At 68.2% G+C, this 21436-nt stretch carries 21 protein-coding genes; 13 read left to right on the top strand and 8 right to left on the bottom strand.

The features are described from left to right. Nucleotides 1-54 precede the first annotated feature (54 nt). Entirely contained in the window at nt 55-930 is an 876-nt protein-coding gene (locus RJQ01_RS05165; RefSeq protein WP_350475655.1) for an ABC transporter permease, read from the bottom strand. Then, nucleotides 927-1910: an ATP-binding cassette domain-containing protein gene (locus tag RJQ01_RS05160; protein ID WP_350475654.1), complete on the bottom strand. Its 984-nt coding sequence runs from the start codon at nt 1908-1910 to the stop codon at nt 927-929. The genes RJQ01_RS05165 and RJQ01_RS05160 overlap by 4 nt, the downstream gene beginning before the upstream one ends. Nucleotides 1911-2100: 190 nt before the next feature. Between RJQ01_RS05160 and RJQ01_RS05155 the strand changes: the two genes are divergently transcribed. Genes RJQ01_RS05155 through RJQ01_RS05140 form a run of 4 tightly spaced genes read left to right on the top strand, consistent with a single transcriptional unit; the run spans nt 2101 to nt 5821 of the window. Beyond that, the gene (locus tag RJQ01_RS05155) at nt 2101-3219 is read left to right on the top strand and encodes an acyl-CoA dehydrogenase family protein (protein WP_350475653.1); all 1119 of its coding nucleotides are present in this window, start codon (nt 2101-2103) and stop codon (nt 3217-3219) included. Next, complete coding sequence (locus tag RJQ01_RS05150) at nt 3216-4055, top strand: LLM class flavin-dependent oxidoreductase (RefSeq protein WP_350475652.1); 840 nt, start codon at nt 3216-3218, stop codon at nt 4053-4055. Before RJQ01_RS05155 ends, RJQ01_RS05150 begins: the two co-directional genes overlap by 4 nt. Further along, nucleotides 4052-4930, top strand: a complete 879-nt coding sequence (locus tag RJQ01_RS05145; RefSeq protein WP_350475651.1) for an alpha/beta fold hydrolase — start codon at nt 4052-4054, stop codon at nt 4928-4930. The genes RJQ01_RS05150 and RJQ01_RS05145 overlap by 4 nt, the downstream gene beginning before the upstream one ends. Before the next feature lie 12 nt (nt 4931-4942). Then, a complete protein-coding gene (locus RJQ01_RS05140) occupies nt 4943-5821 on the top strand; it encodes a TspO-related membrane protein (RefSeq protein ID WP_350475650.1) in 879 nt (292 codons plus the stop codon). Here the strand turns inward: RJQ01_RS05140 and RJQ01_RS05135 are convergent. Further along, nucleotides 5818-6615, bottom strand: coding sequence for a DeoR/GlpR family DNA-binding transcription regulator (locus RJQ01_RS05135; protein WP_350475649.1), 798 nt, complete (start codon nt 6613-6615; stop codon nt 5818-5820). The genes RJQ01_RS05140 and RJQ01_RS05135 overlap by 4 nt on opposite strands. 59 nt (nt 6616-6674) lie before the next feature. On the opposite strand from RJQ01_RS05135, the gene RJQ01_RS05130 reads away from it, so the two are divergent. Then, nucleotides 6675-7055, top strand: coding sequence for a DUF4406 domain-containing protein (locus tag RJQ01_RS05130; RefSeq protein WP_350475648.1), 381 nt, complete (start codon nt 6675-6677; stop codon nt 7053-7055). A 13-nt stretch (nt 7056-7068) separates the two neighbouring features. On the opposite strand, the gene RJQ01_RS05125 is transcribed toward RJQ01_RS05130, so the two are convergent. The 3 genes from RJQ01_RS05125 to RJQ01_RS05115 form a co-directional block, all read right to left on the bottom strand. After that, a complete protein-coding gene (locus tag RJQ01_RS05125) occupies nt 7069-8082 on the bottom strand; it encodes a serine hydrolase domain-containing protein (protein ID WP_350475647.1) in 1014 nt (337 codons plus the stop codon). Then, nucleotides 8079-9026: an LLM class F420-dependent oxidoreductase gene (locus RJQ01_RS05120; RefSeq protein ID WP_350475646.1), complete on the bottom strand. Its 948-nt coding sequence runs from the start codon at nt 9024-9026 to the stop codon at nt 8079-8081. Before RJQ01_RS05120 ends, RJQ01_RS05125 begins: the two co-directional genes overlap by 4 nt. A gap of 126 nt (nt 9027-9152) precedes the next feature. Further along, the gene (locus tag RJQ01_RS05115; RefSeq protein WP_350475645.1) at nt 9153-9581 is read right to left on the bottom strand and encodes a DUF1801 domain-containing protein; all 429 of its coding nucleotides are present in this window, start codon (nt 9579-9581) and stop codon (nt 9153-9155) included. Nucleotides 9582-9638: 57 nt separating this feature from the next. Here RJQ01_RS05115 and RJQ01_RS05110 point away from each other — a divergent pair, with 57 nt between their 5' ends. Further along, complete coding sequence (locus RJQ01_RS05110) at nt 9639-10484, top strand: aldo/keto reductase (RefSeq protein ID WP_350475644.1); 846 nt, start codon at nt 9639-9641, stop codon at nt 10482-10484. A 100-nt stretch (nt 10485-10584) separates the two neighbouring features. Here the strand turns inward: RJQ01_RS05110 and RJQ01_RS05105 are convergent, their stop codons facing one another. Then, the gene (locus tag RJQ01_RS05105) at nt 10585-11817 is read right to left on the bottom strand and encodes an alpha-hydroxy acid oxidase (protein ID WP_350475643.1); all 1233 of its coding nucleotides are present in this window, start codon (nt 11815-11817) and stop codon (nt 10585-10587) included. 3 nt (nt 11818-11820) lie between these two features. Next, nucleotides 11821-12513, bottom strand: coding sequence for a GntR family transcriptional regulator (locus RJQ01_RS05100; RefSeq protein WP_350475642.1), 693 nt, complete (start codon nt 12511-12513; stop codon nt 11821-11823). A gap of 636 nt (nt 12514-13149) precedes the next feature. Between RJQ01_RS05100 and RJQ01_RS05095 the strand changes: the two genes are divergently transcribed. The 7 genes from RJQ01_RS05095 to RJQ01_RS05065 all read left to right on the top strand — a co-directional run bounded on the left by RJQ01_RS05095 (nt 13150) and on the right by RJQ01_RS05065 (nt 21372). Next, the gene (locus tag RJQ01_RS05095) at nt 13150-14736 is read left to right on the top strand and encodes a sugar ABC transporter ATP-binding protein (RefSeq protein ID WP_350475641.1); all 1587 of its coding nucleotides are present in this window, start codon (nt 13150-13152) and stop codon (nt 14734-14736) included. Between the two features lie 26 nt (nt 14737-14762). Further along, nucleotides 14763-15800 carry an ABC transporter permease gene (locus RJQ01_RS05090; protein ID WP_350475640.1) on the top strand — a complete coding sequence of 346 codons (1038 nt, stop codon included), beginning with the start codon at nt 14763-14765 and terminating at the stop codon, nt 15798-15800. After that, complete coding sequence (locus tag RJQ01_RS05085; protein WP_350475639.1) at nt 15790-16848, top strand: ABC transporter permease; 1059 nt, start codon at nt 15790-15792, stop codon at nt 16846-16848. Before RJQ01_RS05090 ends, RJQ01_RS05085 begins: the two co-directional genes overlap by 11 nt. Before the next feature lie 45 nt (nt 16849-16893). After that, nucleotides 16894-18081, top strand: a complete 1188-nt coding sequence (locus RJQ01_RS05080; RefSeq protein ID WP_350475638.1) for a sugar ABC transporter substrate-binding protein — start codon at nt 16894-16896, stop codon at nt 18079-18081. A gap of 99 nt (nt 18082-18180) precedes the next feature. Beyond that, nucleotides 18181-19866 carry a GMC family oxidoreductase gene (locus tag RJQ01_RS05075; RefSeq protein WP_350475637.1) on the top strand — a complete coding sequence of 562 codons (1686 nt, stop codon included), beginning with the start codon at nt 18181-18183 and terminating at the stop codon, nt 19864-19866. Between the two features lie 14 nt (nt 19867-19880). Then, complete coding sequence (locus tag RJQ01_RS05070; protein ID WP_350475636.1) at nt 19881-20585, top strand: gluconate 2-dehydrogenase subunit 3 family protein; 705 nt, start codon at nt 19881-19883, stop codon at nt 20583-20585. A gap of 58 nt (nt 20586-20643) precedes the next feature. Beyond that, nucleotides 20644-21372, top strand: coding sequence for a cysteine hydrolase family protein (locus RJQ01_RS05065; protein ID WP_350475635.1), 729 nt, complete (start codon nt 20644-20646; stop codon nt 21370-21372). Nucleotides 21373-21436: the final 64 nt, after the last annotated feature.

Here is a 21436-nt window from a genome sequence, read left to right as displayed (position 1 = left end):
GGGGCGCCCGGGGGCGCCCCCGCCCCGGGGGCCGGCCCCCCCACTGCCGCGCAGCTATCGGCTCAGGGTCGCGAACTTGCGAATCGACAGCGGCACGAAGACGATTAGCAGCACGGCGACACCCAGCAGCACGGTCGCGATGGGGTTCTGGGCCGTCCACGCGTCGCCCACCGGCGTGCCGGGGGGCACGTTGCCGAACAGCTCGCGCGCCGACTGGACGAGCGAGGAGACGGGGTTCCACTCGGCGAACACGCGCAACGGTGTGGGCAGGTTCTCGCTCGGCACGAACGCGTTCGAGATGAACGTGAGCGGGAAGAGGATGAGGAACGAGGCATTGTTGATGATTTCGGGGCTCTTGACGCTCATGCCGAGGAACGCCATGACCCACGAGAAGGCGTAGGCGAACAGCAGAAGCAGGGCGACGCCGGCGAGGAACTCGAGGGGCGAGGAGTTCACCCGCCAGCCGACGATGAAGCCGGTCGTCATCATGACGATCATCGAGAGCGCGTTGATGACGAGGTCGCCGTTGGTGCGCCCGATGAGCACGGCGGCCCCGCTCATCGGCAGCGTGCGGAAGCGGTCGATGATGCCGTCCTTGAGGTCTTGCGCCATGGCGGCACCGGAGTACGTCGACCCGAAGACGACGGTCTGCGCGAAGATGCCCGCCATGAGGAAAGACGTGTATCCCTCACCCGGAATGTCGATGGCCGCGCCGAAGACGTAGGTGAACAGCAGCACGAACATGATCGGCTGGATGAGGCTGAACAGCAGGATCTCGGGCACCCGGATGATCTTCATGAGGTTGCGCCACGTGGTAACCCAACCGTCGGAAAGGAAGCGGCTCAGCGAACTGCCCGCGGTCGGCTGCAGCGTCTGGGATGCACCACGACCGCTCGAGGTCGCGTTCGTCGTGCTTGTGCTCGTGGTCATGCCGCGGCCTCCGTCGTCTCGTCGTCTGTCTGCTCGGCCGCGCGCCCCGTGAGCTGCAGGAACACATCGTCGAGGGTCGGCCGGCGCATGCCGGCATCGTGCAGCGGGATGCCCGCGGCCGCGGCCGCGCCGACGATCGCGCTGAGTGCCGTCGGCCCGTCATCGACGGGCACGACCCAGGTGCGCCCGCCCATCTGCGCGGGCTCGCCCTGACCGTGGTCGGCAAGAATGCCGCGCACAGCATCCGCATCGCTCTCGTCGACGAGGGTGAGCGCGACGCGCTGCCCGCCCACCGACGACTTGAGCTCGTCGGCGGTGCCCTTCGCGATGACCTTGCCCTGGTCGATGACGGAGATCGAGTCGGCGAGCCGGTCGGCCTCCTCAAGGTACTGCGTCGTGAGCAGCACCGTCGTGCCGTCGGAGACGAGCTTCTCGATGACGTCCCACAGGCCGAGGCGGCTGCGCGGGTCGAGACCCGTCGTCGGTTCGTCGAGGAACAGCACAGGCGGCTTGATGACCAGCGCGCCCGCGAGGTCGATGCGTCGACGCATGCCGCCGGAGAAGCCCTTCACCGGTCGATTCTGGGAGTCGACGAGATCGAAGAGCTCGATGAGCTCGGTCGCGCGCTGCTTTGCGCGCTTCGTGCCCAGGTGGTACAGCTTGCCGACCATGACGAGGTTCTCATAGCCGGTGAGGTTCTCGTCGACAGCCGCGTACTGGCCGCTCGCGCCGATCATGCGGCGGATCGCCTGCGGGTCGGCCAGCACATCGATGCCATTGATCGTCGCCGATCCTTCGTCTGGCGTGATGAGGGTCGTGAGGGCCTTGACAGTGGTCGTCTTGCCGGCGCCGTTGGGCCCCAACAACGCAGTGACGGTGCCCTCTGCCACCTCGAGATCGAGCCCGTCGAGGGCGCGCACGATGGGCGCCCCCTTGGGCGTGTAGGTCTTGACGAGCCCGTGGGCCTCGATGAATGCCATGGGCGGGATGCTACCTCTCACGTGTGACGGAACGGTGTCGCGTTCGCCAGGGGCGGAGCGTCGCGCGCGGCCGAGTTGGTCGGCTACTCACGCGATTCGGCCCAGATGTGTCACGAATCGGCGCTATCCGCCGCGCCGAACGCCCTTTTGGGTCAGATCTGGCCCAGGGGGCGCGAGTAGCGTGAGGGGTATGGCGACTGCGCTGAGCACCGAGCTGCTCGCGCGCGCGCGTGAGCGGGCGCCCGGCTACGACGCGACGAACAGCTTCTTCAGTGAGGATCTCGACGAGCTGCGGGCGGCGGGCTATCTGGCGCCGCGCAGCCTGAGCGCAGCATCCGCCGATCAGCGCCTGCTTGCCGCACACGCGCCCGCGACCGCGCTCGGACTCACGATGCACCTGGTCTGGATGGGTGTCGCCCGCGACCTCGCGGCCGCCGGCGACACCTCCCTGCAGTGGGTGCTCGACGACGCGAGCGCCGGCGAGCTTTTTGCCTTCGCGATCAGCGAGGCGGGCAACGACCGTGTCATGAGCGACTCGCTCACGCGCGTCGAGAAGGTCGACGACGGCTGGGCGTTCACGGGCACCAAGATCTTCACGACGCTCTCGCCTGCCTGGACGCGGCTCGGCGTGCTCGGGCGGCACGACCCCGCTGACGGCTCGGCGCCGAGCATCGTGCACGGCTTCCTGCTGCGCGACGCGGCGGGCATCGACATCACTCCCGACTGGAACACCCTCGGCATGCGGGCGACGCAGAGCCACACGACGCACCTCGAAGGCGCCGTGGTGACCGATGACCGCGTGGTCCGCATCCTGCCCGTCGGCCCGACCGCCGAGCCCTACACCCTCTCGATCGCCGCGAGTTTCCACACTCTCATCGCGAGCGTCTATGCGGGCATCGCCGACCGCGCGCTCGAGCTCGCCGTCGAGAGCGCGCACCGGCGCACGAGCCTGCGCGCCGGCGGAGCGCCCCAGGCGCACGATGCCGACATCCGCTGGCGCCTCGCGGATGCTGCGCTCGCCCTCGACGCGCTGGCCCCGCAGCTCCAGGCGGTCGCGCGCGATCGCGACGCCGGTGTCGACCGGGGGATGCGGTGGTTCCGCGACCTGGCGGGGCTCAAGCACCGCAGCGTCGAGACCGCGCGGCACGTCGTCGACCAGGCCATGCGCATCGCGGGCGGCGGCGCCTACCGTGCCACCGCCGAGCTCAGCCGTCTGCAGCGCGACGTGCTGGCTGGCATCTACCACCCGAGCGACACCGAGGCCGTGCACGCGACCGTCGCCGCCGATCTGCTGGGGCCGCTGCCGTGAGCGTGCAGTTCGGCGTCTTCCTCACCCCGAGCGCGGCCGAGCCCGCGAGCGTCGTGAGCCTCGCCCGCACGGCGGAGGAGTCGGGGTTCGACCTCGTCACGGTGCAGGATCACCCGTACCAGCCGCGCTTCCTCGATGCGTGGACGCTCTTGAGCTATCTGGGCGCGGCGACCGAGCGCGTGCAGCTCTCCGCCAACGTGCACAACCTTCCCCTCCGGCCGCCGGCGGTGCTCGCGCGCAGCGCTGCGAGCCTCGACCTGCTGACCGGTGGCCGGGTCATGCTGGGGCTCGGGGCGGGCGCGTTCTGGGATGCGATCGTCGCCATGGGCGGGCCCCGGCGCACCCCCGGTGAGGGAGTCGACGCGCTCTCGGAGGCGATCCACGTCATCAGAGCACTCTGGGATACGGACGAGCGCGGCGGCGTCTTCCTCGACGGCGACTACTACCCGGTGCAGGGAGCCAAGCGCGGCCCTGCACCCGCTCACGCGATTCCGATCTGCGTGGGCGCGTACCAGCCGCGCATGCTGAGACTCGTCGGGCGTCAGACCGACGGCTGGTGGCCGTCCCTTCCGATGATGCAAAGCGAGGAAGCGCTCGGCGCGGCGGGCGCCATCATCGACGAGGCGGCCGTTTCCGCAGGACGCGAGCCCGACGCGGTGCGGCGCATCCTCAACATCGGCCCGGGTGATGCCGAGGTGGATCGGCTCGTGCACCTCGCGCGCACCTATCGCATCTCGACGTTCGTGGTCATGGGCGACGACCCCGAGATGATCCGCCGCCTGGGCGGCGAGGTGCTGCCGGCCACGCGGGCGGCGCTCGCCGGAGGCCTCTCGTGACGGCGGCGAGCTCGCACTCTTCGAGCCCGCGCGAGTTCGACGTCACCCTGCCCGATGACCGCACTCTGCACGGCTACGACGCGGGGCCCGCGGCGGGCATTCCCGTGCTGTGGCATCACGGCACGCCGAACACGGGGCCGCCGCCCACGCCGCTGCTGGACACGGCCGCATCGCTCGGTCTGCGCTGGGTGTCGTTCGACCGGCCCGCGTACGGCGGCTCGACGAGGCTCGAGGGCCGTACCGTCGTGTCTGTCGCGGCCGACGCTGCAGCGTTCGCCGACGCTCTCGAGCTCGAGACCTTCGCGGTCATGGGGCATTCGGGCGGCGGCCCGCACGCGCTGGCGTGCGCGGCCGAGCTGCCGGAGCGGGTATCGGCCGTCGTGAGCATCGCGGGGCTCGCGCCGTTCGACGCGGCGGGGCTCGACTGGTTTGAGGGCATGGGCACGACGAGCTCGGCCTCCCTGCGCGCCGCCCTCGACGGCGTCGAGCGCAAGCGCAGACACGAGGAGTCGAGCGCCGATGCGGCGGTCGACTTCACGGCGCGAGACTGGGCGACGCTCGCGGGGCCGTGGGCCTGGCTCGCCGAGATCGCCGCGGCCGGTGTCGCGACGGGCCTGGACGGCATGATCGACGACGACCTCGCCTACGTCACCCGGTGGGGGGTCGACCTGGGCGCGATCACAGCCCCCGTCCTGCTGCTGCACGGCGACGACGATCGGGTGGTGCCGGCAGGCCACTCCCGCTGGCTCGCGAGCGCTCTGCCCGGCAGCGAGCACTGGGCTCTTCCCGAGGAGGGGCACCTTTCTGTTCTGGCCGCCGAGGAGCGCGGCGCCGAGGATGCTCTGCAGTGGCTCGCGCAGAGTGTCGACCGATGACGGGAGTGCACCATGAGTGAGGAACGTCGTGCGTCACCGCCGCCCCCGACCGCCGGGGGCGCGGGAAGCTCGCCGCGCGCACGCCATCGTGGGCTGCGCATCCTGGTCGTGATGCTCGCGATCGGCCAGCCGGTCTCCTCTCTCGTCTTCGACTGGCTCTCGCCCGCGACACTGCAGTCGGGGGCGCAGTTCTCGCCGATCGTTCCGCCGGGCGCCTGGTTCGCGATCTGGGGCGTCATCATCGTGCTGAGCATCGTGTGGGCGCTCGCCCAGGCGCGGCCGTCCACGATCACCGTCGACACGGCGCTCCGTGATCGCATCGCGGGGCCGATGGCCGTCGTCTACGCGTGCTTCGCGCTGTGGCTCGCCGCCGCGAGCCTCGGGCAGGAGAATCCGGCTGGCCTCGCCGTCTTTCTCGTCATCATCGCCGCGCATGTCGTGGCCTGGATGCGCGTGGTCGCCGCGCGCGAGCAGCTCGCTTCGTCGAATCCGGTCGAGCGGGGCTTGCTGTACGGCATGCTCGGCACCTACTCGGGGTGGACATCCATGGCTTTCTTCGTGCAGATCGCGACCGTCACGCAGGGCGCGGGCGCGCCCGTCGAGACGGCGTGGGGCATCACCTGGCAGGCGCTGGTGCTCGCGGCCGCGACGGGTGCGGCGGTCGGCTTCGTCGCCGTCTCGCGCGGCTCGGTCGTCTACGCCGCGACGGTCACCTACGCGCTCATCGGCGTCGGTCTGAGCACCGCCGACGCCGGACTCACCGCCCTGTGGGTCACGTGCGTCGCCGGGGTGAGCATCGTGTGGGGCTCGGTCATCGCGATGCGCTTGCTGGATGCTCGGCACCCCGGTGCTGAGACGGCGAGCCGCACGGCGACGAGTCGAGCCCTCTAGCGGGCAGCAGCGGCGCGATCGTCGGCCGCACTCGCGGCCGCAGCGTGCACGACGGCGACCCCCCGCTCGCGCAGGCCGCGCACGACGGGGTGGTCGGCGTCGGCGTCGGTGACGATGCTCGCGATCTCGTCGAACTCGAGCACGCCGTAGGCGGAGGCCGCACCGATCTTCTCGCGACTCGCGAGCACGACGACCTCGGAGGCACGGTCGGCGAGGGCGCGCTTGACCGCAGCCTCGTCGAGGTCGCCCGTCGTGAGCCCCTCGTCGTGGTGGACGCCCGTGACGCCGACGAAGAAGATGTCGGCGCGGATGCGAGAGGCCGACTCTACGAGGGCCGCTCCGGTGGCGACCACCGAGTGCTTGAACAGACGGCCGCCGAGCATGATCACGTCCACGGTGGGATGCTCGGCGAGCGCCGCGGCGATCGTCGGGCTGTGCGTGACGATCGTCGCGGAGAGGTCGCGTGGCAGGGCCGCGACGAGGGCGAGGGCGGTCGAGCCGCCGTCGACGATGACGGTCGCACCGGGCTGGATGAGGGCGGCGGCGGTGCGGCCGACCGCCTGTTTGGCCTCTGTGGCGATCGTGCGCCGCGTCGGATAGTCGGCGGTCGCGGGCGAGACGGGCAGGGCGCCGCCGTACACGCGGTGCAGCAGGCCCTCCGCGGCGAGCTCGCGCAGGTCTTTGCGGATGCTGTCCTTGGCGAGACCGAGCTCGGTCGCGACCTCCTTCGCGACGATGCGGCCCTCGCGGTGGAGCCGATCGAGCAGGAACTCCCGGCGCTGAGCGGCGAGCATCCGGCACCCCTCTCGTGTTCGTGCTTGTTTAATCGCGTTTTATCATGTTACATCACGCTATGACCGCACACTCGCCACGCCCCCTGCTCATCCTCATCGCCGGCCCGTACCGCTCGGGCACGGGAGACGACCCGGCGCTCATGGCCGCCAACCTGACGCGGCTGGAGGAGGCGGCGTGGCCGATCTTCCGACGCGGTCACGTGCCCATGATCGGCGAATGGGTCGCCCTGCCGGTGCTCGCGAGCGCGGGGGCCGATGTCTTCAGCCCGCTCGCCGCGGACGTGCTCTACCCGACGGCCGAGCGCCTGCTGCAGCATTGCGACGCCGTGCTGCGTCTGCCCGGCGCGTCGTCCGGAGCCGATGAGGACGTGCGCATCGCGCGCGAGCGGGGCATCCCCGTCTACATGGATGTCGAGCAGATCCCGGCACTCGGGGGATGAGCGCTCCGCGCGCTCACCGCGCGCCCGGCGCGAAGACCGCGTTCTGAAGCTCGTCGGGCCGCACCGGGTTCCACGGCTCGCGCGCGTCGAGGCGGTTGGTGAGCAGCACCAGGCACAGTCCGCTCGCGGGGGAGACCCAGAACTGCGTCATCGTCCAGCCCTCGTGACCGAACACGCTGTGGTCGACGAGGCCGGGGCGGCGCGGCAGATTCCAGCCGAGACCGAAGTGTTCGAAGCGCTTGCGCGGCTCCGGGTCGATGATGAACAGCCCTTCGGTGCGGGGGCGCTGCATCGCGGCGAGAGTCGGCGGGGCGACGACCGCACCGTCTCTGGCCAGCAGCGAGCGGCCGATCGCGAGCAGGTCGGTCGCACGCGCGGCGAGCCCCGCGGCCGGGTGGTGCTGCGCGAACATCGCCTCGGGGTCGTGCCCCATGACATCGCCGCCGTGCACGGGCGGGATTCCGGCCGTCTCGAACGAGAGCCCGTCGGCGCCGACGGCGCGGGTGAGCCGCGCGAGCTGCTCTGCGAGGGGGGCGCCCGTCGCGGACTCGAGGATCGCCGAGACGCCCGCCCAGGCGAGGTTGTTGTACCTGCGGGCCGTGCCCACGATCGTCTCGAGCCCGGTGTGCTCGATCACGTCGTGCAGCGATGCCGCACCCGGCGGCAGGGGAGTGCCGAGGGGGGCGTCGACGATGCCGCTGGAGTGGCTCATGAGGTGGGCGAGGGTCACCTCGGGGCTCAGGAACCGCGGCAGAGCATCCCGCAATCGTGCGTCGACGGTGAGCTGGCCCGCCTCGACCGCACGCAGAGCGGTGAGAGCGACGAGCGGCTTCGTGATCGAGTACAGGGCGAATCGCTCGTCGCTCGACGTGGGGCGACCGTCGACCGAGCCGAAGGCCTCGAGGTGCCGTGTGCCGCTCGCGTCGGTGATGCCGAGCACCGCCGCCGGGAAGTGGCCGGCATCGACGTGGCGCTGCACCCAGGCGGAGGCGGCGCTCCAGCGCGGCTCGGCGGATGCCCCGCTCATGCCACGGTGTCCGTCACGTGCGGCAGCACCTCGGCGGCGATCAGATCGAGATGCTCGAGGTCGGTCATGTCGACGCACTGCAGGTACATGCGCGCGGTGCCGAGATCGGCGACCCGCTGCAGCTTCTCGACCACCTGCTCGGGAGTGCCGACGAGCACGCCTTCCTCGGGCGGGGCGCCGGCCCGCGCAGGGTCGATGTCCGCAGCCTCGCAACGCCTCCGCAGCTCGGCAGGCGAGCTCGCCACGACCGTCGGCAGCGCGACCGAGAGCTTCAGGGTGAGCGGGTCGCGCCCCTCCTCGCCGCACACCCTGTGCAGGTTCGCGAAGGTGTCGCGCACCTCGGGCTCGCCCACGAAGCCGATGTTGAACTCCGTCGCGTAGCGCGCGGCCAGCTGCGGGGTGCGCTGCCGGCCGCCGCCGCCCACGATGAGCGGAACGGGAGACTGAAGGGGCTTCGGCAGGGCGGGCGAGTCGCTCAGCGCGTAGTGCGCGCCGTCGAAAGCGAAGCGCTCGCCCAGGGGCGTGCGCCAGAGGCCCGTCACGATCTCGAGCTGCTCCTCGAGCATCCCGAACCGCTTCGCGGGGAAGGGGATGCCGTACGCCGCGTGCTCGTCGCCGAACCAGCCGGTGCCGAGACCGAGCTCGACGCGGCCACCCGACATCGCGTCGACCTGCGCCACCTGAATGGCGAGGATGCCCGGGTGGCGGAACGTCATCGACGACACGAGAGTGCCGAGTCGGATGCCGCTCGTCTCGCGCGCGAGCCCGGCGAGGGTCGTCCAGGCGTCGGTCGGGCCGGGCAGGCCGTCGCGGTCTCCCATCACCAGGTAGTGGTCAGAGCGGAACCAGCCGTCGAACCCGAGCTTCTCGGCGTGCTGGGCCTGCCGCAGGATCGTCGCATAGGTGGCGCCCTGCTGGGGCTCGGTGAAGACGCAGAACTCCATGCGTCGAGCCTACGGTGCGTGTGCCTGGCGCAGCGGAGGGTGGCGGACAGCCTGTCGACCAGCGTCGTTCTCGAACCGTTGATCTGCCGTCGACGGAGCGTTACCCGGTCGCGACGACACGCCTGGTCACCCGCCGTCGAGGGTCGCGAAGGCCTCAGCGATCAGCGCGTCGAGCGCGTCGAGATCGACGGCGTCGAGGCGCGTGATAGTCACGGCTGCGGCGCCCACCTTGGCCTTCCCGAGCCGGGAAGCGTACTTCTTCGTGAGGTAAGCCCCGTCGGCAGCGGCGTTGACGTAGAGGCTGACGTGGTCCTTCTGCAGGGCGAGGCCGATGAGGAACCACTCGACGGCCTCACCCTTCGGCCGCGGCTGCTCGATGCGCGCATAACCGATGATCTTCTGCTCGGTGCCGCCCCAGAACACTCCTTCCCAGAGCTCGCGCTCACGCGAGCCCAGGTGCGAGCGGATGCGCTGGTCGAGGGTGACCATGTCGTCGCGGCGAGCATCCGGAAGCCCGGCGAGAAATCCGTCGACGTCAGCACCGGTGCGCTCCATGGTGAGTCAGTGTAGGCGCGCTCGGCGAAGCGGGCCAGATGCCCCTACGCTCGAAGCATGAGCATGCTCGACGAGCCCGGCGTTGTTCTCGGCGTCGCATCGCTCGTACTCGGTGAGGGTGCCGAACGACGGCACGCCGAGCTGGTCGTGCGCGCAGGCGTCGACGCCGGGGCCGCGGCGCTCGACACGGCGCGGGCCTACGCCTCGGTCGAGGACGACGCCGTGGGCGAGCGGTTGGCGGTCGTCGCCGAGGAGCGTCGGCCGGGCATCCCGATCATCACCAAAGCTGGCCACTACCGCCTCGGCACCGCGTCGTGGGACGCCGACGGTTCTGCGGCCCGCCTTCGCCGGGACGCAGAGCGCAGCGTCGAGGTGCTCGGAGGGCCGCCCGCTCTGCTGCTGCTGCACCGCGCCGACCAGGTCGACGACGCCGTCGCGTCGGTGCGCGCCCTCGATGAGCTGCGGCGCGACGGCCTCGCGCTGCGGATCGGAGTGTCGAACGCCTCCGTCGAGATGCTCGAGCAGCTCGAGGGCGTCGCCGAGCTCGACGCAGTGGAGAACCGGCTGGGGCTCGGCGTCGACCCGTTTGCCGAGTACCGCTACTGTCGCGAGCGCGGCATCGACTTCTTCGCCTACGCCCCCTTCGGTGGGCCCAGGGCCGCGCCGCTCGCCACCCGGGTTCCCCGCGTGGCGGCGCTCGCCGCCGCGAGTGGAGTCTCGGTGCACCGTCTGGCGCTCGCCGCGATGCTCGACGCTGTTCCCGGCTGCTGGCCAGTGATCGGGCCGCGCCGCATCGAGAGCGCGGTCGACAGCATCCGCGCTCGTGCGCACGTCGTCGACGACGCGCTGCGCACGGCCTTCGCCGACGACCTGGCATCGCGCGGGGTGCCGCTCCAGGGCTGAGATCTCGTACGATCGCGACGGGAGAGACCCCGCCGCGGCGACCACCACAGCGCCGCGACGGGGTCGGTGAGGGCGGGGATGCGCGTCCCGCCTCTCGAGGTCAGCCGCGCGGAATGAGCCGCTGCAGCTGAGTAACGTGGCCGGGGGAGAGCTCTTCGAGGGAGGTCACGCCGAGCAGCCGCATGGTGCGAGCGATCTCTGAGCCCAGGATCTCGATCGCCCGGTCGACGCCCTCGCGCCCGCCGGCCATGAGGCCGTAGAGGTAGGCGCGGCCGATGAGCGTGAAGCGAGCCCCGAGGGCGACGCTCGCGACGATGTCGGCACCCGACATGATGCCCGTGTCGAGGTGCACCTCGGTGTCGGCCCCGACCTCGCGCACGACCTCCGGCAGCAGGTGGAAGGGGATCGGTGCGCGGTCGAGCTGGCGCCCGCCGTGGTTCGAGAGGGTGATGCCGTCCACGCCGAGGTCGGCGAGACGCTTCGCGTCGTCGACGGTCTGCACGCCCTTGACGACGAGCTTGCCGGGCCACTGCTCCTTGATCCACGCCAGGTCGTCGTAGGTGACGGTCGGGTCGAACATGAAGTCGAGCAGCTCGGCGACCGTGCCGTCCCAGCTGGAGAGGCTCGCGAAGGCGAGCGGCTCGGTGGTCAGGAAGTCCCACCACCACCACGGGCGGGGGATGGCATTGGCGATCGTGCCGAGCGTGAGCGCCGGCGGAATCGAGAACCCGTTGCGCTTGTCGCGCAGGCGCGCGCCGGCGACCGGCACGTCGACGGTCACGAGGAGCGTGTCGAAGCCGGCCTTCGCGGCGCGGTCGACGAGCTGCATCGACTTTTCGCGGTCCTTCCACATGTAGAGCTGAAACCAGTTGCGGCCCTCGGGCGCCGCTGCTCGAACATCCTCGATGCTTGTCGTGCCCATCGTCGACAGCGAGAACGGGATGCCCGCGGCCGCGGCCGCGGATGCTCCCGCCACCTCGCCCTCGGTCTGCATCATGCGCGTGAACCCGGTCGGCGCGATGCCGAACGGCAGTTCGACGCGGGAGCCGAGCACGTCCCACCCGGTGTCGACGCGCGAGACGTCGCGCAGGATCGCGGGGTGGAACTGGATGTCGTCGAACGCCTGCCGCGCTCGCGCGAGGCTCAGCTCGGCCTCGGCCGCACCCTCGGTGTAGTCGAAGGGCGCCTTGGGGGTACGGCGCTGCGCGATCGCCCGCAGGTCATGGATGGTCAGCGCGCTCTGCAGGCGCCGCTTCTTCGCGTTGAGCGTCGGGGTCTTGAACTTCATGAGCGGGGCGAGCTCGCTCGGGCGGGGAAAGCGTCGTTTCACCATGGGTCAGTCCTTCTTCGGCGGGCTGGTGGGTGCATGTGTGCGGTCGTAGTGGCCAAGGAGGCGGTCGCGCGCCCCCTCGATGTGGTCGCGCGTGAGGTGCGCGGCGGCGTGGGCGTCGCCGCGGGAAACGGCATCGAGGATGCCCTGGTGCTGGTCGACCACATCACCGAGTGCGAGCAGCCGGTGTGACTGCACCTGCCCGGTGCACAACTCAATCTCTCCCATGAGCAGCGCGTGCAGGCGCGCCAGGCGGGGCGACCGCTGCGCCTCGACGAGGGCGCGGTGGAAGGCGACGTCGGCGCGGGCCAGCGGCGCGGCGCTGGCGTCGTCGGAGGCGAGCGCATCGCTCAGGGTGCGCTGGGCCGCGAGGGCGTCGGCGGGTGCCTGGCCGCTGTCGGCGAGGTTGCGCAGGGCGGCGACCTCCACGGTCGCGCGCGCGGCGTAGAGGTCGACGATGTCGTCGCGCGAGAGCTCGGGCACACGAGCGGTCTTGTGGGCTGTGCGGCGCAGCAGGCCGTCGGCGACGAGCCGCTCGAGGGCGACCTTTGCCGTCGGGCGTGCCACCCCGAAGCGGTCGGCGATGGCCTGCTCGGTCACGGCGGAGCCTGGCGCTTCGTGCTGGGTGAGGATGCTCTCCCGCAGCGCCTCGTAGACGGCGTCGGGCACGCGCGTCACAGCGAGGGCTTCAGCGGTCATGCGCTCGACGGTACCAGATTGTTAGACAAGTGTACGCAACTTCACAGTCGAGCTTTGTTGTGTTGCGGCCTCAGGAGTCAGCCCGTCAATGTGGGGCAACGCAAATGCTGTGGGATCGGCTGGTCCCGGATAAGGCCGCCCGCGTTCGGGCGCCCCACTCCGAACCAGGCGCAGTCGTCCAGCTTGGGGTTCGGCGAAGGCAGAAGGCGCGTGCGACGTCGCTGACGTGCGGCCTGGCCTCGTGCGGCTTCCGTGCTGCGCGCGCTGCCCGTGCGCGGTCCCAAGGGCAGAACCTCGAGTCTGAGGAGCCTGCACTGCCGTGATCGCCTGCGGGGCCTGGCGCTGCACAACGGATAATCCGGAGAACTGAATTAATATTCAGGGTCGCAATGATGATGATATCCGCGTGAGTTCGTGGGGGTGAAGCTAGCCCTGAGACGCGCAGCGACCCCAGAAAATCGCGATTTTCGCCCCGGGAAGTCCCCTCGGAATGCCTCCTGCCTGTGAGCCTCCTCGGCCCGAACGAGCGGCCGCGAAACAAGTTGCTTGCTATTTTGGCGGAAGTGTGGATTATTGTATGTAGCGACCCCGAAGAAAACGGGAATCGCTCATCCGGCAGGGCAAAGGAGCCAACGCATGCGAGCGAACGACTCGGTATCGACGCCAGCAGTGCTCGAAGCGCGGGGAATCACCAAGCACTTCGAGGGCGTCACCGCGCTTGACGACGTCGAGCTGTCGGTCGGCGCCGGCGAGATCCATGCTCTGCTCGGCGGCAACGGCGCGGGGAAGTCCACGCTCATCAGCATCATCTCGGGCGTGACGAAGCCCGATCGTGGCACCATCCACCTCAACGGCTCTCCACTCGCCTCGTCTGGCCCCTTCGCCGCGATGGCCGCCGGTATCTCCACGATCTACCAGGAGCTCTCGCTCGTACCCGCCTTGTCGGCGCTGGACAACATCTTCCTCGGTCGAGAGATCACGAAGAAGACACTGGGCCTGCCGTTGACCTCAGACCGACGGGGCATGGAGCAGAAGGTGCGCGACCTCGCTGCGGACTTCGGCATCACGGCGTCAGAACTGGGAACTCCGGTCTCGGAGTTCGGTGCGCTCAAGAAGCGCGCGATTGAGATCGTCAAGGCCCTGGCCTTCAACCCGCAAGTGCTGATCCTGGATGAGCCGACATCGGGGCTCGAAGATGCAGAGCGGCAAGTGCTGTTCGGCTACATGCGCTCATTGCGTGAGCGAGGAGTCTCGCTGGTCTGGGTGACCCACCACCTTGAGGAGCTCTTCGGACTGGCTGACACCGCCACCGTGTTCAAAGACGGCCGCCGAGTCGACACGGTACCGGTCGAGTCGACGTCTGCCGCAGAGCTCGTCAACCTCATGTTCGGAATGGACAGCGAGGAATTCGGCGGCGGGGATGCCAGCCGTGTCGCGCACCTGTCGACCTCCGCGGGAAGCCGAGTCGTTCTCCGAGCGCGCAACCTCACGAGAGGCACCGTCGTTCGCGATGTCTCGCTCGACGTGCGCGAGGGTGAGATCGTCGGGCTCGCCGGGCTCGCCGGCGCAGGGCGCACGGAAGTCGTGCGCACGCTCATGGGCCTGGATGCTCTCACCTCGGGCACCGTGGAGCTCGATGGCCGGCGGCTCTCCCTGCGCAGCTCGACCGCGGCGTACCGCGCCGGACTGGCGATGGTGCCGGAGGATCGCAAGCAGCTCGGCATTCTCGCGGACCTGTCCACCGCGAAGAACGTCTCGATCTCGCGACTCTCCACCGTCGCCACGGCGGGGTTCTGGATCAGCGCCAAGAAGGAACGCGCTCTGGCCGAGAAGTTCCGAACGCGCCTCGGCATCAAGACCCCCGACGTCGATGCGCGCATCGGCAACCTGAGCGGCGGCAACCAGCAGAAGGTCATCGTCGCACGCTGCCTCAACACGGCGCCGAAGCTTCTCATCTTCGACGAGCCGACTCAGGGCATCGACGTCTCCGCGAAGGTCGACGTCCACACGCTCGTGCGCGACTACGCGGCGAACGGCGGGTCCGCCATCCTCATCGCGTCGGAAGTCGAAGAGCTGCTGGAGCTCAGTCATCGGGTGCTCGTCCTCAAGAACGGCCGCGTCGTCGGCGAGGTTGACGGAATCCCCGCAGCCATCGAGGCCGGCGAGTTCGCTCGCATCAAGTCAGAAGTGCTCAACCTGAGCGCAGCAGGAGGAGCATCATGAAGTCCTCATCGCCACTCGCGAGAATCATGTCCGTTCCCGGCATGCCGATGACGTTCGTCCTCATCATCACGGTCGTGGTCTTCCAGATGCTCAACCCGGTCTTCCTCGACGCGAGCACGTTGGGGAACTACATCACCAACGGGATCCCGATCATCCTGATCACGCTGGGTGTGGCGATCGTCATCATGGGCGGCGGCATCGACCTCTCTGTCGGAACAGTCGCGGGCTTGAGCGCCGGCATGACCATGTTCGCCTTCGTGAACGGTGCGCCACTCGCTGTCGGCATCGCCGTCGGATGCGGAACCGGGCTCGTGTTCGGTCTCGTGAACGGCTTCCTCGTCGCGTACCTGAGAATCAACGACTTCATCGTGACGCTCGCCACGCTAAACATCGCCGCAGGCCTGCTCGTCGTGCTCACGCAAGTGCAACCCCTACAGGGGGTCGACGTGCCGGGCTTCCCGGAGCTGACCAAGAGCGATGTGTTCGGCATTCCGACCTCATTGCTCATCGCGGGAGCGGTGTTCCTGATCGCGCAGATCATCCTCGCCAAGACCGTGCTCGGGCGGCGTCTGTACGCCGTCGGAATCTCCTCGCAGGCGGCCAACGTGGCGGGCGTGAGCGTGCCGCACGTGCGCCTCATGTCCTTCGCGGCCTCCGGTCTTCTCGCGGGCTTGGCCGGGGTGCTGCTCGCGTCACGACTCGGCGCCGTGCAGGCGTTCCTCGGTATCGGGTACGAGTTCATCGCCATCGCGGGCGCTGTCATCGGAGGGATCACCCTGGCGGGCGGCAGCGGCAATGCCTGGGCCGCACTGGTGGGAGGGTTCTTCCTCGTCACGCTGCAGCAGGGTCTTCGTCTGAACAACGTCGACCCCGTCTACTTCAGCATCGTGACGGCTCTGGCCATCGTCTTCGGAGTCGTCTTCGAGCGACAGGTGCGCCGCGTGATCCTGAGAACCGCCTTGCAGCGCACATCCGCTCTGAGCGACCAGCGCGCAACGACTGCCGCCGCCTCAGCCCGCAGTGCCGCTGCCAAATCTAGCGAGGGCAATGATGATGAAAAGTAGAACACTCGACATCGCCACCGTGTCGCGCAACGCGTGGGAGCGACTCGTCGTCGACCCGACACTGGGTGTGATTTCGCTCCTCGTGATCTTCTCCCTGATCGCTGCCTTCGCGTTCCCGGTCTTCTACGCCGGCAACAACATCTACAACCTCGTCGGCAGCAGCATCACCGTGATGATCCTCGCCATCGGCATGACGATCGTGCTCATCTCCGGCGGTATCGACCTCTCCGTGGGGGCCGTGATGGCGCTGTGCGCAGGCACGGCGGCGAGCGTCGTGAAACTCGGTGCCCCGCTATGGGTCGCCTTCCTCTGCGCGCTCCTGGTCGGAGTCATCGCAGGGCTCATGAACGGCTTCCTGGTGACGCGGGTGGGCCTTCCAGACTTCATCGGCACGCTCGCCATGCTCGGGCTTGCGAGCGGTGTTCTCTACATCGCGACTCAGGGCGTCCCCATCATCGGATACATGACGAGTGAGTACTACGTCATCGGAGGACTCGAGCCGCTCGTCGGCCCCGTCACGCTTCCCATGGTCGTGGCCTTGGTGCTCGCCCTCTCCGCTGGCTGGCTGCTCTCCCGCACCAGGTTGGGCACCCACTTCTTCGCCGTCGGGAGCAACGCAGTCGCGGCACGTCAGTCGGGAGTCTCCGTGCGGTGGGTCAAGACACAGGCCTACGTCATCAGCGGGGTCTGCGCTGCCATCGCCGGAGTGATCCTGGCGGGGCGCAACAACAATGTTCCGGCCGACCTGGGCACCGGCTACGAGATCCAGGCCATCTCCGCGGCCATCATCGGTGGCGCCTCGTTGATGGGTGGTCGGGGCCGGGTGCTCGGTGCCGTTCTCGGCTCACTGACACTGGCGCTCGCGATCAACATCATCAATCTGGCCGGCGTGCCGTCGAGCTTCCAGAAGATCGTCATCGGCGCGATTCTGCTTCTCGCCGTCATCGCCAACTACCTCAGTGAACTTGCGCGGAACGCGGCCCTGCGGCGGCGTGCCAAACGCGACTCTCAAGCGTCGTCGCTTGAGCGCACCAAGAAAGAGATCTGAATCACCAGCGCCTTGGCGCTGGCCCACAGTGAAAGGAAAGATCAGATGTCACAAGAACAGCTCACCCTCCGCACGCATGGCGCGCGCGGTCGAGCCCTGAAGCGACTCGCCGCGTTCGCGGCGAGTGGTGCCCTCGTGGTCGGACTCGCCGCCTGCTCCACGGTCGGCAGCTCGAACAACGCGGGTTCCACGGCGTCCGGCGACGTCGGCACCGCGGTGTGCGGAAGCCCCGAAGAGCAGGCAGCGATCACCGCTGCGGTCGATGGCCGCACGCTCAAGGTCGGATACACCCCGCCGATCCTGTCCGAGTTCTACACGCAGGTCGAGAAGTCTGCGTTCAATCGGATGCACGAGCTGGAAGAGTGCTACGGCATTCAGTGGGAGTGGGCCCGCCAGGGCGCCCTCAACGACGCGCACTCGGGTGTCGAGGCGGTCGGCATCGTGCAAAACTTCATCTCCAATGAGTTCGATGCGGTGTTCGTATGCTCGGCCGCGCCGGCCTCCACGATGCAGGAGATCTACGCTGCGGGATCGGAAGGCGGCGTTGATTTCTACCAGTTCAACTCGACGGAGGAGCTTGCCAACCCGTCGCAGGCTGACGACCCCACTGGCGGGCTCTTCACCGTCTCGAACATCGGCTATGACGACCGCTGGCAGTCCGGCTACATCGCGGGTCTGTACCTCGCCGAAGAGCTGAACGGCGCAGGAGAGATCATCCAGATCCTCGGGCCTTCGGGCTCCGACTGGACGAAGCTGCGTCAGCTCGGCTTTGAGGCGGCGATCTCGGAGTACCCCGGCATGACGATCGTCGGTTCCGCAGACGGCGGGTATGTCAGGGATCAGGGCTTGACCGCCGCTCAGGATCTCCTGACGAAGTTCCCTGACGTCGACGCGATCTACGGCGAGAACGAGGACATGGCTCTCGGGGCCTCGCAGGCCATCGACCTCGCTGGTCTCCAGCACTGGGACGGAACCTCCGGCATCATCACCATCGGTGCCGACGGCCTCCTCTCGGGCATGGACTCGATCCGCCAGGGCAAGCTCTCCGCGACGGTCGATGTGAACTCGGTCGAGATGGGCCGCACCATGATCGACACCCTGTTCCAGCACGAGATCCTCGGGATGACCGTCGCACAGTTCATCCGCATTCCGACCATCGTCGTGGATCAGTCGAACGTGGACTGGGCAGAGGCGAAGATCGCAGCGTCGCTGGCTGGACCCGGCAACTACTAGCACTCCCGTCGCACCGTGGGGCGCTCTGCGAGGCAGTGGAGCGCCCCACGGCGACACACACAAACAACACATGTCACAACCAGAAAGGTGTGAACGCTGATGGTCGAGAAGAATGATCCAGTAGACGTCGTGATCGTCGGACTGGGAGCGGGAGGAGGGCCGGCCGCCAAGGTTCTGGCCGAGGCCGGGTACTCGGTCGTGGGATTCGACAAAGGACCATGGCTTCGACCGAGCGAGCACTACTCGGGCGACGAGCTGAAGTTCCAGAATCGCAGCTACCTGTGGCCCGACGTGGACCTCATGCCGCGCACGGTCCGCAGCGACGAGAGCTCTGAGGGCCGCATCTTCAACTTCTCCCCCGTGCCATCAGCGGTCGGCGGGGGGACCACTCACATGGCCGGCTGGACGCCTCGTCCGCGCCCCTCCGACTTCATCATGCGATCGCTCCACGGTGACATCGAGGGCGCAAGCCTGGCGGACTGGCCGTACCGCTACGAGCACCTCGAGCCCTACCTCACGAAGGTGGAGTGGAGCTACGGAATCTCGGGATTGAACGGCGCGGAGATCGGTGCGGGATTCCGGTCCAAGCCCTACCCCAGCGGCCCGCTTCCCCCGACGAAGTTCGGGGCGAAGTTCTACGAGGGGTGCCGCAAGCTCGGCATCAACGCGATGCCGCTTCCCATGAGCCACTTGACCGAGCGGAACGAGCTCGGGCGCAAGGCCGTCAACAGGACCAGCTTCTGGAACCAGTACGGCGACCCGACGGAGACCCGATCGACTGTCGCGACGACCTACATTCCCGACGCGCTCGCGACGGGCAACTTCGAGGTGCGAGCAGACACCTTCGTTCGAGAGGTCAAGGTCGACAAGAACGGACGAGCGACGGGAGTCGTATACATCGCACCGGACGGCTCGGAGCATCTGCAGGAGGCGACCGTCGTCATCCTGGCACTCGGCGCCATCGAGTCGTCGCGCCTCATGCTGCTGTCGAAGTCCCCTCGGTTCCCCGAGGGTCTCGCGAACGACTCCGGGTTGGTCGGCAAGAACGCCACCTTCCATGAGTACCTGTTCGCCGTGGGGCTCTTCGACCGCGAGGTGACTGATCCGCTCAACGGCTTCACCGGCAACTACCAGAGTGGCGGCTCGATGCACTTCTACGAGACCGACCATGATCGGGGGCACATCGGTGGCGGCATCATCGCGACAACCCAGATCGGCCAGCCCATCAATCCGATCCTGCCCGGCAAGCCCGTCTGGGGCGAGGCTGCGAAGGATGCCGACCGCGACTACTTCCTGCACTCCATGAAGATCGGCATGATCCTGCAGGATCTGCCGCAGGAGACCAACCGTGTGGATCTCGACCCGACGGTGAAGGATCGCTGGGGCATGCCTGTCGCGCGCATCACCAACAAGCCGCACGCCAACGACACCGCGATGAGCAAGTGGCAGATCGACAAGAACGTGGAGATCCTCGAGGCGGCCGGCGCTGTGCGAACAATGCCGGTGTACCTCGGAGAAGAGTTCACGGGCAACGCCTGCCACCAGCACGGCACCGTTCGCATGGGCAACGATCCGCAGAAGTCTGTGCTGAACGAGTGGGCCCAGGCCCACTCGGTGGACAACCTGTTCGTGCTCGACGGATCCGGTTTCGCGACCGCCATGGGAGTCAACCCGACACTGACGATCATGGCTCACTCGTGGCGCGCCGCAGACTACATCGCGAACACCTATCTCAAGGGACGCAGCGAACGTCTGGTCCTCGAGCCCGTGTCGGCCGGGAACTAAGGAAGGAAAAGACCATGGCCTCCAAATCCGAATGGAAGATCGTCGACGTCTCGATCGATCCTGATTCAGACGAGAAGCTCTTCTTCTCCGAGCACGAGTGGAGCACGGTGGAAGCCGCCGCTGCGCGCATCATCCCCACCGACCACGATCCCGGGGCCCGCGAGGCACGCGTGATCGTCTTCATCGATCGGTATCTCTCGGGAATCGACTTCCACTACGCGGCTGCTGACGGCAGTGGGTTCCTGCGCATGGAAGGCGAGGAAGCACGCGTCGCTCGAGCGAGGACCAACGACTTTCAGAAGATGTACCGCGAAGGGGTTCGCGAGCTCGACGCCATCGCCCAACGGCATGGTGCCTCCGATTTCGTGAGTGCCGACGAGGCGACTCAGGACGCGATCCTCGTGGAGATCAGCGGGGCTCCCAAGCCCAAGCATGTTCGCCTCGACGAGCACGAAGTGTTCTACTCGCGACTGCAGGGGAACACCGACACGGGGAAGAGCTTCTTCGACACCCTGGCGTTCCACGTGCGTCAGGGCTTCTACGCGGATCCCGTCTACGGGGGCAACAAGGGCCGCGTCGGCTGGAAGGTGATCGGCTTCCCCGGCCCCGAGTCGCTCAAGGACACGATGGACGGCACCTACACGACGGCGCCGTACTTCGTCGAGCAGTACGACTGGCGCGAGCTGCTGCTCGAGTACGACGGTCCCGACACTGCGTGACGCTCGCGCTCCGACGCGTGAGACTCCGCCACCACCCAACAAGAAAGGAAGAAACAAGATGTCGAACTTCGAGGACAAGCTCAACAAGTGGGTCGACCGCACGTACCGGTACGTGCCTGACACGATCGACCTCTCCCGCACGGTGATCCACATGCTGGACGTGCAGAATCTCTGTCTCGACAAGCGAGGCGCCGATTACGTTCAGAGCGTCGGCGGGGCTCCCTCCGGCGAGGAGACGCTCGTCCAGGCGAAGAAGGTCCTGGACGCTGCGCGCGCCAAGAACCTGAAGATCAACTGGTCGATGTGGGGAATGGACCCCAACGGCTACGACATCGGTCTGTGGGGCGAGAAGTACCCCGCCTGGAAGGAGCCGGACTCGCCGTTCAACCACGGCACCTTCGATGGCGCCCTGTGCGACGGCTTCGTGCCGGAGGAGGGCGAGGCCGTTCTCCGCAAGCACCGCAACAGCAGCTTCTTCGAGACGCCCTTCAACAGCTGGCTCCAGCAGGACGACTGCGAGTACCTCGTGATCGTCGGATCCTCGACCGGCAACTGCGTGCCCACCACCACGCGTGACGGCTTCGAGAAGGGCTACAAGGTCATCGTGGTCGCTGACTCGGGAACGGCTATTCCGCTGAACTCGCACGGTCGGAACCCCGACTACGACCACGAGGTGCCGGAGGGCTATGGCCAGTACTGGGAGGGTCTGCGCAACATCCAGGCGCAGTACGGAGACGTTCTCTCCACGCGTGAGTTCCTCGAACTCATGGAGCGCTCCTCCCAGTAGCACGACCGGGAGGGCGGAGGCTCACCGTTCGAAGCATCCGCCCTCCCTCATCGAACCGAGAGGA

The organism is Microcella sp. (assembly GCF_040286215.1).
In the GTDB taxonomy this organism is placed as follows: domain Bacteria; phylum Actinomycetota; class Actinomycetes; order Actinomycetales; family Microbacteriaceae; genus Microcella.
This window is presented reverse-complemented; position numbering and strand designations above follow the sequence as displayed.

Excerpts from the sequence above, each read along its gene's own strand:
- RJQ01_RS05085 (WP_350475639.1), top strand. The coding sequence starts at position 15,790 with ATGAAAAGTAGAACACTCGACATCGCCACCGTGTCGCGCAACGCGTGG.
- RJQ01_RS05105 (WP_350475643.1), bottom strand. The coding sequence starts at position 11,817 with ATGGTGAAACGACGCTTTCCCCGCCCGAGCGAGCTCGCCCCGCTCATG.
- RJQ01_RS05095 (WP_350475641.1), top strand. The coding sequence starts at position 13,150 with ATGCGAGCGAACGACTCGGTATCGACGCCAGCAGTGCTCGAAGCGCGG.
- RJQ01_RS05160 (WP_350475654.1), bottom strand. The coding sequence starts at position 1,910 with ATGGCATTCATCGAGGCCCACGGGCTCGTCAAGACCTACACGCCCAAG.
- RJQ01_RS05155 (WP_350475653.1), top strand. The coding sequence starts at position 2,101 with ATGGCGACTGCGCTGAGCACCGAGCTGCTCGCGCGCGCGCGTGAGCGG.
- RJQ01_RS05065 (WP_350475635.1), top strand. The coding sequence starts at position 20,644 with ATGTCGAACTTCGAGGACAAGCTCAACAAGTGGGTCGACCGCACGTAC.
- RJQ01_RS05100 (WP_350475642.1), bottom strand. The coding sequence starts at position 12,513 with ATGACCGCTGAAGCCCTCGCTGTGACGCGCGTGCCCGACGCCGTCTAC.
- RJQ01_RS05070 (WP_350475636.1), top strand. The coding sequence starts at position 19,881 with ATGGCCTCCAAATCCGAATGGAAGATCGTCGACGTCTCGATCGATCCT.
- RJQ01_RS05120 (WP_350475646.1), bottom strand. The coding sequence starts at position 9,026 with ATGGAGTTCTGCGTCTTCACCGAGCCCCAGCAGGGCGCCACCTATGCG.
- RJQ01_RS05135 (WP_350475649.1), bottom strand. The coding sequence starts at position 6,615 with ATGCTCGCCGCTCAGCGCCGGGAGTTCCTGCTCGATCGGCTCCACCGC.
- RJQ01_RS05115 (WP_350475645.1), bottom strand. The coding sequence starts at position 9,581 with ATGGAGCGCACCGGTGCTGACGTCGACGGATTTCTCGCCGGGCTTCCG.
- RJQ01_RS05080 (WP_350475638.1), top strand. The coding sequence starts at position 16,894 with ATGTCACAAGAACAGCTCACCCTCCGCACGCATGGCGCGCGCGGTCGA.
- RJQ01_RS05125 (WP_350475647.1), bottom strand. The coding sequence starts at position 8,082 with ATGAGCGGGGCATCCGCCGAGCCGCGCTGGAGCGCCGCCTCCGCCTGG.
- RJQ01_RS05130 (WP_350475648.1), top strand. The coding sequence starts at position 6,675 with ATGACCGCACACTCGCCACGCCCCCTGCTCATCCTCATCGCCGGCCCG.
- RJQ01_RS05075 (WP_350475637.1), top strand. The coding sequence starts at position 18,181 with ATGGTCGAGAAGAATGATCCAGTAGACGTCGTGATCGTCGGACTGGGA.
- RJQ01_RS05090 (WP_350475640.1), top strand. The coding sequence starts at position 14,763 with ATGTCCGTTCCCGGCATGCCGATGACGTTCGTCCTCATCATCACGGTC.
- RJQ01_RS05110 (WP_350475644.1), top strand. The coding sequence starts at position 9,639 with ATGAGCATGCTCGACGAGCCCGGCGTTGTTCTCGGCGTCGCATCGCTC.
- RJQ01_RS05165 (WP_350475655.1), bottom strand. The coding sequence starts at position 930 with ATGACCACGAGCACAAGCACGACGAACGCGACCTCGAGCGGTCGTGGT.
- RJQ01_RS05140 (WP_350475650.1), top strand. The coding sequence starts at position 4,943 with ATGAGTGAGGAACGTCGTGCGTCACCGCCGCCCCCGACCGCCGGGGGC.